Origin of the sequence: Curtobacterium sp. ZW137 (assembly GCF_003762905.1) — a bacterium.
Taxonomy (GTDB): Bacteria; Actinomycetota; Actinomycetes; order Actinomycetales; family Microbacteriaceae; genus Curtobacterium.
Genome location: NZ_RJKS01000004.1, coordinates 30,550 through 46,597, shown reverse-complemented (window position 1 = coordinate 46,597; position 16,048 = coordinate 30,550). Strand labels below are relative to the sequence as shown.

General features: G+C 70.4%; 17 protein-coding genes and 4 tRNA genes. 15 read left to right on the top strand and 6 right to left on the bottom strand.

Annotation, left to right across the window (positions count from 1 at the left end; genetic code table 11):
- The first annotated feature begins 10 nt into the window (after window positions 1-10).
- Window positions 11-1,105, top strand: coding sequence for a heparan-alpha-glucosaminide N-acetyltransferase domain-containing protein (locus EDF55_RS13510; RefSeq protein ID WP_123655498.1), 1,095 nt, complete (start codon window positions 11-13; stop codon window positions 1,103-1,105).
- Window positions 1,106-1,150: 45 nt separating this feature from the next.
- Here the strand turns inward: EDF55_RS13510 and cls are convergent, their stop codons facing one another.
- On the bottom strand, window positions 1,151-2,611 hold the full coding sequence (gene cls / locus EDF55_RS13505) for a cardiolipin synthase (RefSeq protein WP_123655497.1): 1,461 nt from the start codon (window positions 2,609-2,611) through the stop codon (window positions 1,151-1,153).
- 30 nt (window positions 2,612-2,641) lie between these two features.
- On the bottom strand, window positions 2,642-3,130 hold the full coding sequence (locus EDF55_RS13500) for a YajQ family cyclic di-GMP-binding protein (RefSeq protein ID WP_123655496.1): 489 nt from the start codon (window positions 3,128-3,130) through the stop codon (window positions 2,642-2,644).
- Between the two features lie 113 nt (window positions 3,131-3,243).
- Between EDF55_RS13500 and EDF55_RS13495 the strand changes: the two genes are divergently transcribed.
- The 5 genes from EDF55_RS13495 to EDF55_RS13475 all read left to right on the top strand — a co-directional run bounded on the left by EDF55_RS13495 (window position 3,244) and on the right by EDF55_RS13475 (window position 5,882).
- A tRNA-Tyr gene (locus tag EDF55_RS13495) sits at window positions 3,244-3,325 on the top strand.
- 154 nt (window positions 3,326-3,479) lie between these two features.
- Window positions 3,480-4,301, top strand: a complete 822-nt coding sequence (locus EDF55_RS13490) for an inositol monophosphatase family protein (protein ID WP_123655495.1) — start codon at window positions 3,480-3,482, stop codon at window positions 4,299-4,301.
- 323 nt (window positions 4,302-4,624) lie between these two features.
- Window positions 4,625-5,614, top strand: coding sequence for a M23 family metallopeptidase (locus EDF55_RS13485; protein ID WP_123655494.1), 990 nt, complete (start codon window positions 4,625-4,627; stop codon window positions 5,612-5,614).
- Between the two features lie 90 nt (window positions 5,615-5,704).
- Window positions 5,705-5,776 (top strand) — tRNA-Thr (locus EDF55_RS13480).
- 32 nt (window positions 5,777-5,808) lie between these two features.
- Window positions 5,809-5,882: transfer RNA gene (locus tag EDF55_RS13475), tRNA-Met, on the top strand.
- Window positions 5,883-6,140: 258 nt separating this feature from the next.
- On the opposite strand, the gene EDF55_RS13470 is transcribed toward EDF55_RS13475, so the two are convergent.
- A complete protein-coding gene (locus tag EDF55_RS13470) occupies window positions 6,141-6,518 on the bottom strand; it encodes a hypothetical protein (protein WP_123655493.1) in 378 nt (125 codons plus the stop codon).
- 129 nt (window positions 6,519-6,647) lie between these two features.
- Between EDF55_RS13470 and EDF55_RS13465 the strand changes: the two genes are divergently transcribed.
- The 3 genes from EDF55_RS13465 to EDF55_RS13455 are packed head-to-tail and all read left to right on the top strand — an operon-like array spanning window position 6,648 to window position 8,568.
- A complete protein-coding gene (locus tag EDF55_RS13465; protein WP_123655492.1) occupies window positions 6,648-7,097 on the top strand; it encodes a MaoC family dehydratase N-terminal domain-containing protein in 450 nt (149 codons plus the stop codon).
- Window positions 7,094-7,537 (top strand): MaoC/PaaZ C-terminal domain-containing protein, encoded by a 444-nt coding sequence (locus EDF55_RS13460; RefSeq protein WP_123655491.1) that lies wholly within the window; start codon window positions 7,094-7,096, stop codon window positions 7,535-7,537. Before EDF55_RS13465 ends, EDF55_RS13460 begins: the two co-directional genes overlap by 4 nt.
- A 2-nt stretch (window positions 7,538-7,539) precedes the next feature.
- Window positions 7,540-8,568: a UDP-N-acetylmuramate dehydrogenase gene (locus tag EDF55_RS13455; RefSeq protein ID WP_243698235.1), complete on the top strand. Its 1,029-nt coding sequence runs from the start codon at window positions 7,540-7,542 to the stop codon at window positions 8,566-8,568.
- Between the two features lie 104 nt (window positions 8,569-8,672).
- Here EDF55_RS13455 and EDF55_RS13450 read toward each other — a convergent pair whose 3' ends face one another.
- The gene (locus EDF55_RS13450) at window positions 8,673-9,854 is read right to left on the bottom strand and encodes a pyridoxal phosphate-dependent aminotransferase (protein WP_395867809.1); all 1,182 of its coding nucleotides are present in this window, start codon (window positions 9,852-9,854) and stop codon (window positions 8,673-8,675) included.
- Between the two features lie 187 nt (window positions 9,855-10,041).
- Between EDF55_RS13450 and EDF55_RS13445 the strand changes: the two genes are divergently transcribed.
- From EDF55_RS13445 to EDF55_RS13420, 6 genes are all read left to right on the top strand, one after another.
- Window positions 10,042-10,114: transfer RNA gene (locus EDF55_RS13445), tRNA-Trp, on the top strand.
- Window positions 10,115-10,149: 35 nt separating this feature from the next.
- Entirely contained in the window at window positions 10,150-10,413 is a 264-nt protein-coding gene (gene secE, locus EDF55_RS13440) for a preprotein translocase subunit SecE (protein ID WP_311316796.1), read from the top strand.
- Between the two features lie 144 nt (window positions 10,414-10,557).
- Entirely contained in the window at window positions 10,558-11,637 is a 1,080-nt protein-coding gene (nusG, locus tag EDF55_RS13435; RefSeq protein ID WP_123655488.1) for a transcription termination/antitermination protein NusG, read from the top strand.
- Window positions 11,638-11,776: 139 nt separating this feature from the next.
- The gene (gene rplK, locus EDF55_RS13430) at window positions 11,777-12,208 is read left to right on the top strand and encodes a 50S ribosomal protein L11 (RefSeq protein WP_056118868.1); all 432 of its coding nucleotides are present in this window, start codon (window positions 11,777-11,779) and stop codon (window positions 12,206-12,208) included.
- Between the two features lie 88 nt (window positions 12,209-12,296).
- Entirely contained in the window at window positions 12,297-12,986 is a 690-nt protein-coding gene (rplA, locus tag EDF55_RS13425; RefSeq protein ID WP_123655487.1) for a 50S ribosomal protein L1, read from the top strand.
- 156 nt (window positions 12,987-13,142) lie between these two features.
- A complete protein-coding gene (locus tag EDF55_RS13420) occupies window positions 13,143-13,757 on the top strand; it encodes a Pr6Pr family membrane protein (protein ID WP_123655486.1) in 615 nt (204 codons plus the stop codon).
- A gap of 335 nt (window positions 13,758-14,092) precedes the next feature.
- On the opposite strand, the gene EDF55_RS13415 is transcribed toward EDF55_RS13420, so the two are convergent.
- The gene (locus tag EDF55_RS13415; RefSeq protein ID WP_243698278.1) at window positions 14,093-14,671 is read right to left on the bottom strand and encodes a YqaJ viral recombinase family protein; all 579 of its coding nucleotides are present in this window, start codon (window positions 14,669-14,671) and stop codon (window positions 14,093-14,095) included.
- Window positions 14,672-14,834: 163 nt separating this feature from the next.
- Window positions 14,835-16,046 carry an ROK family protein gene (locus tag EDF55_RS13410; protein ID WP_185017393.1) on the bottom strand — a complete coding sequence of 404 codons (1,212 nt, stop codon included), beginning with the start codon at window positions 16,044-16,046 and terminating at the stop codon, window positions 14,835-14,837.
- Between the last annotated feature and the right edge of the window lie 2 nt (window positions 16,047-16,048).

The following is a 16,048-nucleotide window of genomic DNA, read 5'->3' as shown; positions in this document are numbered from 1 at the left end:
GGTCCGGCCCGTGACCACCGTGCGCCCCGCCCTCGCCACCGAGGTGCGGGGCGTGCGTCTGACCGGGGTCGACGTCGCACGCGCGATCGCCCTGCTCGGGATGATGGTCGCGCACGTCGGCGGGGCCGCCGAGCAGCTGGACTGGTCGGACCCGTCGGCCTGGGACGCGGTCGTGAACGGCCGCTCCTCGACGCTGTTCGCGGTGCTCGCCGGGGTGTCCGTCGGCCTGGTGAGCGGTCGGACGTCACCGCCCGGTCCGCCGGAGATCACCCGGATCCGCGTCCGGCTCGCGCTCCGAGCGGTGGTCGTGGTGGTCATCGGCATCCTGCTGATGGCACTCGGCACCGACGTCTACGTGATCCTGCCGACCTACGGCGCGCTGTTCCTCCTGGTGATCCCGGCGCTCCGGTGGCGTCGACGGACACTGCTCGTCGCGGCCGGTGTCTGCGCGCTGCTGTCGGCTCCGGTCGCGCTCGCGATCGTCCCGCTCTACGCGGGCGGCGGGGTGTTCGGGGCGCAGCTCGGGCTGGTGTACCCGGTGGTCACCTTCCTGGCGTACGTCCTGGTCGGGCTCGCGGTCGCCAGATCCGGTGTGGAGGCCCGGATCACCCAGGTCGCGCTCGTCGCGATCGGCGCACTGGTCGCCACCGCGGCGTACGTGCTCGGCGTGCTCGCGGCGCCGGTCCCGCCGGATGCGGCGAGTGCGTTCCCGGGGGTGCCGTTCGTGCCCCTCGGTTCGTCGTCCGAGCAGGCGTTCGCGCAGGTGTTCCTGTCGCCGCGGGACCACTCGTCTTCGATCGTCGACGTCGTCGGCACCGCGGGGATCGCGGTCGCGGTGATCGGGCTCTGCTCGCTGGTGTTCGACGGGCGCGGGCGTCTGCTCGAGCGCATCGCGTTCCCGCTCGCGGCGGTCGGGTCGATGCCGCTGACGATCTACGCGCTGCACCTCGTCGTGCTCGCCGTGCTGCCGCCGCTGCCCGACTCCGCCGGGACGTGGTGGTGGTTCGCGATCGGGACGATCCTGTTCGCGATGCTCTGGCGCCGCTTCCTCGGCCGCGGCCCCGCCGAGCGCTTGATCACCCGCCTGACGGCGCTCGCGCGCTGACCGCAGCCGGCGGGACGGCGGCGAGCCGGGCCTCCCGGCGGTCGACTACTGCAGGGCGGCGGTGAGCCGCGCGACGTTGTCGAGTACCTGCGAGCGACGCGTCCGGGCGAGCCAGGTGTCGAGGTCGAGCTCCGTGCTCTCCTGCCGGTAGGAGCTCTGCACGCTGCGGAGCGCGTTCACGAAGCGCTCCCCGCGCACCATCACCGAGATCTCGAGGTTCAGGCTGAACGAGCGCATGTCCATGTTGCTCGAGCCGATGACCGCGACGTCGTCGTCGATCGTGAAGTGCTTCGCGTGCAGGATCGTCGGTGCCTTGTACAGCCAGATCTTCACGCCGGCGCGGAGGAGTCCCTCGTAGTAGGAGCGCTGGGCGTGCCACGTCATCGCGTGGTCGCCGATCTCGCCGACGAAGAGCTCGACCTCGACCCCGCGCTGCGCGGTCGTCGTGATGGCGTAGAGCATCGAGTCGTCCGGGACGAAGTACGGCGAGGTGATCGACACCTTCTTCTGCGCCGAGTAGAGCAGCGCGTTGAACAGGCGCAGGTTGTTCTCACCGTCGAAGCCAGGGCCGGACGGGACCACCTGGCAGTCCAGGGCGTCCCCGCGGTCCGCACGCTGCACGGGGTCGCTCTCGCGGAGCAGCAGCTCGTCGGTCTCGCTGTACCAGTCCGTCACGAAGAGCGCGTTGATGCCGGCGACGACCGGACCCTCGAAGCGGGCGAAGAGGTCCTTGTACGCCAGGCCCTTCTCGATGTGCGCCTTGAGGTCGTACGACTTGTCGATGAGGTTCTGCGACCCGGTGAACGCGACCGAGCCGTCGATCACCATGATCTTGCGGTGGTTCCGGAGGTCGGGGCGCTGGAACTTCCCCTGCAGCGGCTGCAGGGGGAGCATCAGGTGCCACTCGATGCCGGCCCGGTCGAGGAACGCCAGCGTGTCCTTGTACCCGGGGTACCCGCGGCTCGCCCAGTGGTCCATGAGGAACCGGACCGTCACGCCACGGGCCTGCGCACGGGCGAGGGCGTCGAAGAAGTCCTGCGTCGTCGCGTCCATCGTCGCGATGTAGAACTCGACGTGGACGAACCGGCGGGAGTCGTCGATCGCCCGCGTCATCTCGGCGATGGACTCCTCGTAGTCCGGGTACAGCTCCGCGGAGTTGCCACCGACGAGGGGCATCGCGCCCAGCTTGCGGTTCAGCTCCGTGATGCTCTCGAACCACGGCGGACGGGGGTGGTCACGGCGGACGCGCTCGATCCCCTCGGTCTGTTCGAGGATGTACGCGTTGATCTCGGTCTGCTTCTCACGCCGCGCCTTCGGCAGCTTCGTCGACCCGATGACCAGGAAGACGATGAACCCGATGTAGGGGATGAGGAAGATCGCGAGCAACCAGCCGGTCGCCGTCTGCGGCTTCCGGTTGATCGGCACGTAGATGATCGAGAACGCACGGATCGCCAGGTCGAGCAGGACGAGCAGGACGGTCAGGGTGACGGTGAGCCAGTGCTCCACGGGGATGTCGAGTCGTCGGTGCTGCGCGCGTCAGCGGAAGTTGATGAACTGCAAGGGGACGTCGAACTCTTCGCCCTTGAGCAGCTGGATGGTGTTCTGCAGGTCGTCGCGGCTCTTCGAGGAGACCCGGAGCTCATCACCCTGGATCTGGCTCTTCACGCTCTTCGGTGCCTCGGCCCGGAGGAACGCACCGATCTTCTTCGCAACGTCCTGCTCGATGCCGTTCTTGAACTTCGCCTCGATCCGGAACTCCTTGCCGGAGGCGTACGGCTCGCCGGCGTCGATGCTCTTCAGGCTGATGCCGCGCTTGATGGCCTTGGACTCGAAGACGTCGAGAACGGCCTTGGCGCGCTCGGCGGAGTTCGCCTTGATGAGGACGTCCTCGCCGCTGAACGCGATCGAGGCGCCGACACCCTTGAAGTCGTAGCGCTGCTCGATCTCCTTGGCGGCCTGGTTGAGGGCGTTGTCCGCCTCCATCTTGTCGACCTTGCTGACCACGTCAAAGGAGCTGTCTGCCATGCCCGACAGCCTATCCGGCGGCGCGGAGGTCGGTTGGTCACGAGCACGTTCGGCCATCCGGTATGCTGTTGTGGCGCCTCCGGTTGGTGACTACACGGGCTGGGTGCGCACATGGCGAGTTACCCAAGCGGCCAAAGGGATCTGACTGTAAATCAGCCGGCGTAGCCTTCGGGGGTTCGAATCCCTCACTCGCCACGTGTCCATGTGCTGAAGAACTCACTGCGCATGGTGACGAGATACAACAGGGCCCCGTTTCGACGGGGCCCTTTCTCATTGGTCCCGTGTCTGATTGGTCCCGTGTCTGATTGGTCCCGTGCGAGGCGCCGGGTCGTCCTGGGAGGATCGGGGCATGACTGCTGCGCCGACCCCGACCGAGCTCGCCGACCTCGCCGAAGCGATCGCCACGGAAGCCGCGGCGCTCGCCGCCCGCCGACGAGCGGAGGGTGTCGAGGTCGCGGAGCGGAAGTCGAGCATCGTCGACGTCGTCACGGCCGCCGACCAGGAGGTCGAGGCGCTGGTGCGGACCCGCCTCGCCGAGGCCCGCCCCGACGACGGCTTCTTCGGGGAGGAGACCGGGGCCAGCACCGGCACCTCCGGCATCACCTGGGTCGTCGACCCGATCGACGGCACCGTCAACTACCTCTACGGCAGCCCGCTCTACGCCGTCAGCATCGGCGTGGTCCGCGGCGAGCCCGACCCGGCGGTGTGGGAACCGATCGCGGGCGTGGTCGTCGCGCCGGCCACGGGCGACGTGTACCGCGCCGTCGCCGGGGGACCGGCGCTCCTGAACGGCGTTCCGGTGCGCGTCGCCCAGCCTGCGTCGCTGGCCGAGGCCCTCGTGGCGACCGGCTTCGGCTACACGGTGGAACGACGGCGCGAGCAGGTCGCCGTCCTCGCCGGGCTCCTCGGCGAGGTCCGGGACATCCGCCGCGGGGGATCGGCTGCGCTCGACTGCTGCGCCGTCGGCACCGGGGTCGTCGACGCCTACTACGAGCGTGGGATCAACCCGTGGGACATGGCCGCCGGGTCGATCGTCGCCGCCGCGGCCGGTGCCGTGGTCCGCACGTGGGACGCCGGTGGGACGCGGTCGTTCCTGTTCGGGTCGCCCGCGATCGCCGACCCGCTCGAGGCGCTGGTCCGTGCAGCGGAGACCGAAGCGCTCGGCAGCTGACCCCCGCTCTGGGGCGTCCGTGTGGTCATGACCACGACTGGCGTCACGCTACGACCCCTGGTACCGTCGCTCGGGTCCCGTTATCTGCTCGTTACACACGAGCGCCACTGCCTCGATCAGGATCCTCGCCGAAACGCATGCCCGAAGCTCCCGCCACGCCCATGTCCACCGACCGTTCCGATGCCCCGGCCCCCGCTGTGCACCTGACCCGACGGGCACGGATCGAAGCGGAACGCGCGGCAGTGAAGCACGACGTGCAGCGGGTCGACGCGCTCGGCACCGGGCCTGCTCGGGCAACGGCCGCCGTTGCGGACGAAGCAGCGATGCCCGTGACTCCGCCGGCGCCCGCGTCCCCGGTCCTGCCGGCGTCGACGCTCGCACCGGAGACGCCGCCGGCTCCGAGTTCGCCCGTCGTGGCTCCGGTCGCAGCGCGTCCGACCACCCCGGCTCGTCCCGCGGCAGCGCCGTCCGTCGCCGCTCCCGTCCGTCCGGCGGCTCGCCGCTCGACCCCGCAGGGTGCCCGCGTCGAGGCAGCGCGAGTCGACCGCGCGACCCGGCACCTCGGTGCCGGCCGTCCCACGACACGGCCCGTGTCCACCACCGCCCCGCAGCGGGGTTCGGCCTTCCGCCGGAACGCCTCCCGCGTGACGGCACTCGGCGCGCTCCTCTTCGTCGCCGGCCTCGTCGTCTCGACCTCCCTCCCCGCGCAGGCGCTCTACACGCCCGAGCCGGGATCGACCACGGTCCGCGGCACCACCGTCGCGGGGGAGACGCAGTCGCTCAGCGTCGGCGCCGCCACCGAGGGTGAGACCAACCGCGACGCGTACACGGTCTCCGACGCGACGCAGTACAAGAACGTCGACTCCTCGTCCTTCACGAACGACCCCACCGGCACCATCCAGTGGCCGTTCCTCACGGGCGTGCCGATCACCTCCGGGTTCGGCGGCCGTCAGGTCGAGGGCTGCTCGTTCTGCTCGACGAACCACCAGGGCGTCGACTTCGCCCCGGGTGAGGGCACCCCGATCCGCGTCATCGCCGCCGGCACCGTCACCAAGGTGCAGGCGGACGACGGCGGGTTCGGCAACGACGTCTGGGTCGAGCACGACGTCGACGGCAAGCAGTTCACGAGTGTCTACGGCCACATGGAGGACAACTCCTTCAAGGTCGTCGAGGGCCAGCACGTCGAGGTCGGTGACGAGCTCGGTCTCGTGGGTTCGACGGGCAACTCGACGGGCCCGCACCTGCACCTCGAGGTCCACGTGGACGGTGTCCCGGTGGACCCGCTGGCGTGGCTCAAGGCCAACGCGAACTAGCCTCGCGGGGCGGCACGCCCGGGCGTCACGGCCGGTTCAAGACCACCGTCCGGGTTCTGCTATCCTCGTGTGGTGCCGCTCGCGGTACACGCCCCGATAGCTCAGTGGTAGAGCACTTCCATGGTAAGGAAGGGGTCGTCAGTTCAATCCTGACTCGGGGCTCCGACCCGGCGAGAACTCATCGCCGGATCTGTGGCGGGGTAGCTCAGTTGGTTAGAGCACACGACTCATAATCGTGGGGTCGCGGGTTCAAGTCCCGCCCTCGCTACCGCAAGCCCGGCGTCCGCGCCGGGCTTTCGTCGTTTCCGGGGGCTGTCCGTCTCGGCGCTGTCCGTCTCGGGGAGCCGCCCGCGACGAAAGCGACAGCGTGCAGCCAGATGCGCGGCGCATTCCGCCGTGACTTGTCGCTCGGGGTGCGAACGGCCCCGGTGCGAACGGCCCGGCGCGAGCGCAGCGGCCGCGCGGCCCGCGGCTCGCGGCAGCGCCCGCGCGGCTCGCGGCAGCGCCCGCGCGGCTCGCGGCAGCGCTACCGCGGCGGCGCGACGAGCACGCCGGCGGCGCGGAGCGCCCCCTCGACGAGCCCGGTGACGTGGTGCCACCCCGCCCGCCGCCGCGCGGCGCCGATCGACCCGCCCGCCACGGCCGTGCCGGGCGCCGCGTGCCGCAGCGTCAGCGTGGAGCGACCCCCGAACGTGGAGACGACGAGCTCGTAGCGGCGGTACTCCCGCGACGGGTGCACGAGTGCGCCGAGGAGCACGGTGAGCAGCCGGTTCCCGGACTCCGCGACGATGGCCCCCGGCGTCGCGTCCACCCGGTGTCCCGCGGAGCGCAGCGCGGCCCCCGCGAGCTCCATCGCCGTGTACCGGTCACCGGTGTGCACGGCGAACTCGATCGTGCTGTCCACTTGCATCCCCCTCGAAGACGAGCGCGCCCCCCGGCGCCGGATGAACAGCATAGCCGATGCATACTCATGAACCACAAGGGTGACGGCGAGCACCCCGAGTGCGGACCCGGCGTCGGTAGACTGCCCGTCGTGTCAGTGAACCCCGAGCTCGTCGGCAGGACGTTCCCGCCGGCCCCGCCGTACCTGGTCGGTCGTGAGAAGGTGCGCGAGTTCGCCCGCGCCACGTTCGCGACGAACCCGATCCACCACGAAGCCGACGCCGCCCGTGCCGCCGGGTACGACGACGTCGTCGCACCGGCCACCTTCGCGGTCGTCGTGCAGGAAGCCACGCTCGCGCAGCTCCTCGCGGAGCCGGACGCCGGCATCGACTTCTCCCGCGTGGTGCACGGTGAGCAGAAGTTCACCTACGACCGCCCGATCGTCGCCGGCGACGAGCTCACCGCGACCCTGACGGTCACGAGCGTCAAGACCCTCGGCGGCAACGCGATGGTCACCGCCGAGTCCGCCGTGGTGGACGCGCACGGCGAGCACGTCGTCACGGCAACGTCCACCCTCGTCGTCCGAGGAGATGACGCATGACCGCCCAGGCCGCGCAGCGCGCACAGACCGTCCCCGTGACCGAGGTCGGCACGATCGTCGCCGAGCGCGACGTGCACATCACCCGTGACTCGCTCGTCCGCTACGCCGGTGCCTCGGGTGACTTCAACCCGATCCACTACCGCGACGACGTGGCCGCGTCCGTCGGGCTCCCGGGCGTCCTGGCGCACGGCATGCTCACGATGGGCCTCGCGGTCCAGCCGGTCTCCGAGTGGCTCGGCGACCGCGGCTGGGTGCGCTCGTACGGCGTCCGCTTCACCCGTCCCGTCGTCGTCGACCCGGAGCAGGGCGCGTCCGTCGGCGTCGTCGCCAAGGTCGGGACCGTCGACGACGAGGGCCGTCCGCAGCGCATCGACCTCACCGTGACCGCCGCCGGGCAGACCGTGCTCGGCAAGGCGCAGGTCACGGTGGCGTTCCACTGACCGTGGCATCGACCGTCCTCGCGGACCTCACGACGCTCGGCGTCGGCGGGGCGGCGTCACGGCTGCTCGTCGCCGAGACCACCGACGAGCTCGTCGCGCACGTCCAGGACGCCTGGTCCGACGACGACTGGCTCGTCGTCGGCGGCGGGAGCAACCTGCTGGTCGCGGACGCCGGCTTCGACGGCACGGTCGTCCTGGTCCGCACCCGCGGTGTGGAGCACGAGGAGACCGCGGACGGCGTCACCGTCCGGGTCGCCGCCGGCGAACCCTGGGACGCGTTCGTCGCGTCGACCGTCGAGCACGGGTGGACCGGCCTGGAGGCCCTCAGCGGCATCCCGGGCACCATCGGTGCGTCCCCCGTGCAGAACATCGGCGCCTACGGGGTCGAGCTCTCCGACGTGCTCACCCGGGTCGAGTTCCTCGATGCGGAATCGGGGGAGCGCGCGTGGGTCCCGGCATCCGAGCTGGCGCTCGGCTACCGCACCTCGACACTGAAGCACGGGCGTCGCGGCGTCGTCCTCACCGTGGAGTTCGCGCTCGGCACCGACACCGACGGGGGAGTCCCGGTGCGGTACGCCCAGCTCGCCGGGTCGCTCGGGGTCGAACTCGGCGCCCGCGTCGCCCCGGCCGAGATCCGATCGACGGTGTTGGCGCTCCGTGCCTCGAAGGGCATGGTCCTCGACGCCGGCGACGCGGACACCCGGAGCGCGGGGTCCTTCTTCACGAACCCGATCGTGTCCGCGGGGTTCGCCGAGTCCCTGCCCGCCGACGCGCCGCGCTGGCCCGCCGGCGACGACGTCAAGCTCAGCGCCGCCTGGCTCATCGAGCGCGCCGGGGTGCACCGCGGGTACGCGCTCGCGGGGTCCCGCGCGGGGATCTCGTCGAAGCACACGCTCGCGCTCACCAACCGGGGCGGCGCCACCGCGGCACAGGTCGCGGAGCTCGCCCGGTTCGTCCAGGTGAGCGTCCTCAACCGCTTCGGAGTGACGCTCGTGCCGGAACCCGTCGTGGTCGGCGACCTGCTCGCCTGACCCGCACCGGGCCTCCCGGCCGTGCCGTCCGCACCGTCTCGTGCCGGAACGAGACAGTCCCCGTCCGGAAGTCGGACGGGGACTGTCGTCTTCGGGGAGGACCGCTAGGCGAAGAACGCCGCCAGGCGTGCGACGCCCTCGGCGATGTCGTCGTCGCCGAGCGCGTACGACAGCCGGAGGTAGCCGGAGGGACCGAACGCCTCTCCGGGGACGACCGCGACCTCGGCGTGCTCGAGGATGAGGTCCGCGAGCTCGAGCGTCGTGGTGGGCGTGGAACCGGCCCACTCGCGGCCGAGCAGCGCCGTGACGTCGGGGTAGACGTAGAAGGCGCCTTCCGGCGTCGGCGTCACGAAGCCCGGGATCGCGTTCAGCCCCGCGACGATCGCCTTGCGGCGGCGGTCGAACGCCTCGCGCATGGCGGTCACCGGCTCCTGCGGGCCGGTGAGTGCGGCGATCGCGGCGCGCTGCGAGACGTTGGAGACGTTCGACGACAGGTGCGACTGCAGGTTCGACGCGGCCTTCACAGCGTCGGCCGGGCCGATGAACCAGCCGACCCGCCACCCGGTCATCGCGTACGTCTTCGCCACCCCGTTCACCAGGATGGTGGTGTCGGCGAGTGCGGGGACGGCGTCGAGGATGCCGGTGAACGCGATGCCGTCGTAGACCAGGTCCTGGTAGATCTCGTCGCTGATCACCCAGATGCCGTGCTCGAGCGCCCACTCGCCGATGGCGCGGGTCTGCTCGGCGGAGTACACGGCGCCGGTCGGGTTCGAGGGGGAGCAGAACAGCAGTGCCTTGGTCTTCGGGGTGCGCGCTGCCTCGAGTTGCTCGACCGTGACGAGGTAGTCCTGGTCGCTGCCGGCGAAGACCTCGACGGGTTCGCCACCCGCGAGCCGGATCGCCTCGGGGTAGGTGGTCCAGAAGGGGGCGGGGAGGATGACCTCGTCGCCGGCGTCGACGATGGTCTGGAACGCCTGGTAGACGGCCTGCTTGCCGCCGTTGGTGATGATCACCTGGGACGGGTCGACGGTGATGCCGGACTCGCGGGCGGTCTTCTCCGCGACGGCCTGCTTGAGCTCGGGGAGGCCCGTCGCGGGCGTGTAGCGGTGGTTCTTCGGGTCCTGGGCGGCGGCGACGGCGGCGTCGACGACATGCCCGGGCGTCGCGAAGTCCGGCTCGCCGGCGGCGAAGGAGATCACCGGGCGTCCGGCGGCCTTGAGGGCCTTCGCCTTGGCGTCGACCTTGAGCGTCGCGGACTCCGCGATCGCGGCGATGCGGGACGCGATCCGGGGACGCTGGGTGGTGGTGGACTCGGGGCCTTCGGCTGCGGTGCTCACGGGCCAAGCCTATCGGCGCGGCACGCCGGAGCACCCCTCAAGTGGACACCGTGTGACGCACTCCCGTACACTCGTCTGCGGTGGTCACGGCCCGCTGGTAGCGGAACCGTGCCACACAGAAGGTCTCTCCTTCTGAAGGGCGGTGGCTCAATTGGTAGAGCAGCGGTCTCCAAAACCGCAGGTTGCAGGTTCGAGTCCTGTCCGCCCTGCAACTCTGGAAGGGTAGAAGTTGGCGAGCAAAGACATGGAGACGACGGCGGATGACGTCGTCGCCAAGGCGAAGCACGACCGGGCCGGGCGCCGCGGTCCCTTCGCTGCCATCGCCCTGTTCATCCGCCAGGTGATCGGCGAACTGCGCAAGGTCGTGACGCCGACCCGCAAGGAGCTCTTCAGCTACACCGGCGTCGTGCTGGTGTTCGTCGTCGTGATGATGATCCTCGTGTCGGTGCTCGACTTCGTGTTCGGCCTCGGCGTCGGCTACGTCTTCGGCAACGGCCCGACCGCCTGATCGGGTCAGCCACCCGACCACCACTGGCAGGCCGCCCGGTTCATCTCCGGCGCAGATCGAAGATCCCGCCGACGGACCGTGCACGTACAGTCACCAGGGCCGAACGCCAACCCGATCCGCACCACCGAACGGAAAGAACCGACAGTGTCTGACAACTCCCGCGACGACATCGACCTCGCGACCGCTGCAGAGCAGTCCTCCGAGGTGGAAGAGAACCAGGAAGGCGACGTCGAGACGGGCGAGCTCCGTTCGGCCGAGTCCGCCGAAGAGCGTGCGATCGAGGTCGAGGACGAGGACGACGAGTCCCTCGGCCTCAGCGCCGAGCCCGACGACGGTGACGTCGACGGCATCGACGAGACGCTGACCGCCCTCGCCGAGTCCCGCGACGCCGAAGCCGACGCCGTCGTCGACGACGCGCTCGAGATCGACACCGCCGACGAGGCAGAGGCCGCCGTCGAGGCCGTCGAGGACGAAGAAGAGTCCGAGCTCGAGGAAGAGTCCGCCGACGAGGCGAACGCCACGATCGCCGCCGAGGAAGCCGCGGACGCGCTCGAGGACGACGCCGAGGGTGACGCGGCCGAGGGCGACGACGAGGCCGAAGAGGCCGAGGTCGACCCGTACGAGGCATTCAAGGCCGAGCTGCGGATGAAGCCGGGCAAGTGGTACGTCATCCACTCCTACGCGGGCTTCGAGCGCCGCGTGAAGTCGAACATCGAGAACCGCATGGTGTCGATGTCGATGGAGGACTACATCTACCAGGTCGAGGTCCCGATGGAGGACGTCGTCGAGATCAAGAACGGTCAGCGCAAGCTCGTCACGCGCGTCCGGATCCCCGGCTACGTGCTCGTGCGCCTCGACCTCAACGAGGACTCGTGGTCCGTCGTCCGGCACACCCCGGGTGTCACCGGCTTCGTCGGCAACGCGCACAACCCCACGCCGCTCCGCTTCGACGAGGCGTTCGGCATGCTGAAGTCGCTCGTCCAGGTCGCGGAGGCAGCGCCCACCAAGGGCGGCAAGGGCTCCGGCCTCACGCAGGCCCAGCCGGCGGCAGAGGTCGACTTCGAGGTCGGCGAGACGATCACCATCAAGGAAGGCTCGTTCGCGGGTCTGCCCGGGTCGATCTCGGAGATCAAGCCGGAGAGCGGCAAGCTCACGGTCCTCGTCTCGCTCTTCGAGCGCGAGACCCCGGTCGAGCTCAGCTTCGACCAGGTCACCAAGCTGTAGCGCTCCGAAAGATCGACTACACTCATCGAGTTTGGGTCCGAACGCCTCGTGCGTCGGGCTCGTCACCGCGAGTCGGATCCGCCGACCACGCGGGAGAGTGCACGGATCCCCGTGCGTTCGCAACCAGGAGGAAACAGACATGGCACCGAAGAAGAAGGTCACGGGCCTGATCAAGCTGCAGATCAACGCGGGAGCCGCCAACCCGGCCCCGCCGATCGGTCCGGCGCTCGGTCAGCACGGCGTGAACATCATGGAGTTCTGCAAGGCGTACAACGCCGCGACCGAGTCGCAGCGCGGCAACGTCGTCCCGGTGGAGATCACCGTCTACGAGGACCGTTCGTTCACGTTCGTCCTCAAGACCCCGCCGGCTGCTGAGCTCATCAAGAAGGCTGCGGGTGTGCAGAAGGGGTCCGCGACCCCGCACACGGTCAAGGTCGCGAAGATCTCGATGGACCAGGTCCGTCAGATCGCCGAGACCAAGCAGGCCGACCTGAACGCCAACGACATCGACCAGGCCGCGAAGATCATCGCCGGCACTGCTCGCTCGATGGGCATCACGGTCGAGGCGTAAGCCTCACCCCACTCAGGTCCACACCCCCAACACTTCCGTGGGAGAGCCTCGCCGGCTCGCCAACCACGTATCTCGCAAGGAGACCACCATGGCGAAGAAGTCCAAGGCCTACCAGGCCGCGGCCGCGAAGATCGAGGCCGACAAGTTCTACACCCCGACCGAGGCCGTCGCCCTGGCCAAGGAGACCGGCTCTGCGAAGACCGACTCCACGGTCGAGGTCGCGCTCAAGCTCGGCGTCGACCCCCGCAAGGCGGACCAGATGGTCCGTGGCACCGTCATCCTGCCGCACGGCACCGGCAAGACCTCCCGCGTCATCGTCTTCGCGACGGGTGCCGCGGCTGAGGCCGCCATCGCCGCCGGCGCCGACGAGGTCGGTGGCGACGAGCTCATCGCGAAGGTCGCCGAGGGCTACACCTCGTTCGACTCCGCGGTCTCGACCCCGGAGCTCATGGGCAAGGTCGGTCGTCTCGGCAAGGTGCTCGGCCCGCGTGGCCTCATGCCGAACCCGAAGACCGGCACCGTGACCCCGAACGTCGCGCAGGCCGTCAACGACATCAAGGGCGGCAAGATCGAGTTCCGCGTCGACAAGCACTCCAACGTGCACTTCGTCGTCGGCAAGGCCTCGTTCACCCCGGAGCAGCTCGACGAGAACATCACGACCGCGCTCGAGGAGATCAACCGCCTCAAGCCGTCCGCCTCGAAGGGCCGTTACGTCATGAAGGGCGCCGTCTCGACGACCTTCGGCCCGGGCATCCCGCTCGACGTCAACAGCATCTGACGACCTTCGGCACAGGGTTCACAGGACCCATCCCGCTGGGCGTCAACGGCATCTGATCGATCTGATCTGATCTGCTCCAGCAAGGCCCGCACCGGTTTCGGTGCGGGCCTTGCTGCGTCCACGGCGCGGCGCGGCACCGCCCGGTAGCGTTGCATCGTGCGCACCCTGGTCAACGCCCTGCGGCTCATCGCCGTGATCGCCGTCGTCGCCGCGATCGTCGCGCAGTTCATCCGGAGCGTCGGGAGCCCCACGTACGCCTTCTTCAACTTCTTCGGCTACTTCACGATCCAGTCGAACGTGTTCATCGCCGCGGCGTTCGCGATCACGCTGGTGGCTGCGGCGCGACGGAAGCGCGACGGGCTCGGGGTCTCGGTGTTCCGCGGCGCCGCGACGGTGTACATCGCCACCACGGGAATCGTCTACAACACCCTGCTCGTGAACGCCGCCCTCGACAACTCGTTCACCGTGCAGTGGTCGAACGACGTCCTGCACAAGATCCTGCCGGTGTACGCCGTGCTCGACTGGCTGCTCTTCTCCGACCGTGCGAAGCTCCTGCTCCGGCACGTCTGGTGGTTCCTGCTCTACCCGGCGGTGTGGCTCGTCGTCATCCTGATCCGCGGCGCGACCGACGGCTGGGTGCCGTACCCGTTCCTCGACCCGGCGCAGGGCTACGGCGTCGTGGCGCTGTACTCGCTCGGGGTGGCGGTCTTCATCGCGCTGATGGGCGTCCTGGTGGTCGGCATGAGCCGGCTCCGTCTGGTCAAGCTCTGAGCGACGCCGTGGCGTCACCGGGAGCCGCCGACGCGGTGGCGTCACCGGGAACCGGCGGAGCCCCGTCGGGTCCGGGACTCCGCCGACCCGGGGTGCAGTCCGCACCGTCCCCCTGGACGCGGGGTGCACCCTCCCGCGGTGTCCGATGGACGGGGCGCTCCGTTGCACTCCGGGACACGACGGGTCTACCGGTCGAGGACGGATCAGGAGCACTCGGCCAGCTCGAACCACGCACGCCGACGACGTCGGAGCACGTGGAGTGATGACTGCGGCCGGGGTCCGGGGCTGCTGTGGAGGTCAGCATACGACGCACGGGCCGGGCTGGTCCAGGGGGACTACGAGCGGGCGTTGCGGAGCCGGTCGAGCACCATGTCCGCGAGGGTGATGAGGCCGCGGATCTGGTCGTCGTCGCGGTCGATCCACCGGCACTCGGGCTCGTCGGCGATCGGCACGAAGTCGTCGTGGTGCTCCCAGACGAACAGGGTGCGCTCGGCGCCGAGGACGTACTGCTGCCACCAGACCTGCCGGAGGTAGTGCCGGGGGACGCGTTTCCAGCCGGTCGAGGTCGTCTTGATCTCGGCGAGCAGGAGCCGGCCGTCACGGTCGTGGCCGACGCCGTCGGGGGTGGCGAGGTGTGCGCGGTTCGCGGCCGCGTGGAACAGGTGCGCCGACGGGAGGATGCCGTGTGTGGCGGCGACCCACGCGGCGATGACGGGTTCGCGGTCCTTGCCGTGCTCGGTGTACGCGTTGCCGGAGAACCGGGACCCGTAGCGCTTGTCCATCACGACCGCTTCGACCGCCCGCAGGGACGCGAGCCGGGCGACGTCCGTGGCGGTGATGCCGGCGGCGCGGGCGCGGAGCCAGGCGACCCGGTCGGACGAGTGCGCGACGATCCGTTCCGAGTGGCCGCGCAGGGCGGTGAAGGTGTCGTGGACGGCCGCAGCCGACGCACCCGGGCCGGGCACGGCCTCCAGGCTGTCGCCCCACAGGGTGGGCTGCACGATCGTCACCCGTCGATTCTCACCCCGACCACCGTCAGGACGAAACCGGCGCACCGCGCCGCGCCGGACCGCGTGGTCAGGAGACCAGCTCGCGCCCCTCGGCGAACGCGACGAGCTCGTCGACCCCGGCGGGGGAGAGCGCGTAGCCGATCGCCAGCGCCGCCGCTCCCTGCAGTGCCGCGATGCCGCCCGCCCGGGACGGCGCGATCACCAGGTGCTCGGTCGCGAGCGGCATCGAGCGGGAGTAGACCACCTCTCGCACACCGGCGAGGAGGTGCTCCCCGGCCTGCGTCATCGAACCGCCGAGGACGATGACCGACGGGTTGATGAGCGAGATGCACGTCGCGAGGACCTCGCCGATGTCCCGACCGGCCTGCCGCACGGCGCCGATCGCGTCGAGGTCCGACCGGTTCACCAGCTCGATGACGTCGGCGCTGGTGTGCACGTCGTGGCCCCTGGCGCGGAGCGCACGGGCGATCGCCGGGCCGGACGCGACCGCCTCCAGGCAGCCGGTGTTGCCGCAGTGGCACGGCATGTCGCCGGCGCGCGAGACCCGGACGTGGCCGATGTCGCCCGCCGTGCCCTGCGCGCCGCGCTGGAGGGTGCCGTCGGACACGATCCCGGAGCCGATGCCCGTCGCGACCTTGACGAACAGCAGGTGGTCGACGTCCGGCCACCCGTGCTCCCGCTCGCCGAGCGCGGCGATGTTCACGTCGTTGTCGAGGAGGACGTGCGCCTGGATGTGCTGCCGGAGCCACGCGGGGACGTCGAAGCCGTCCCACCCGGGCATGATCGGCGGGTTCGCCGGTCGGCCCGTGGAGAACTCGACCGGTCCGGGGACGCCGATGCCGATCGCGATGACGTCGTCGCGGGCGCGGCCGACCTCGTCGAGGAGCTCGTCGATGGCCTGCACGAGCCAGGTGAGCGTGGGGACCGGGCCGGCGGCGATGTCGATGCGTGCCTCGCGGGTGGCGAGCGGCGCGGCGACGAGGTCCGTGACGGCGACGCGTCCGTGGGAGGCGCCGAGGTCGGCGGCGATCACCAGGCGTGACGTCGGGCGCAGGGCGACCTGCGCCGGCGGGCGGCCGCCGGTGGACGCGGCCGTCTGGACCGGACCGACCAGTCCGACCTCGCTGAGGGCGTCGAGGCGCACGCCGATCGTCGAGCGTGCTGCCCCTGTCAGTGCGGCGAGCTCTGCCCGGGTCCGCGGCACACCGTCGCGGAGGATCTGGAAGAGCTCGCTCGTCCCGACCGGAGGCGACGCTGCCGTCCGTGTCAAGTCGACCATGG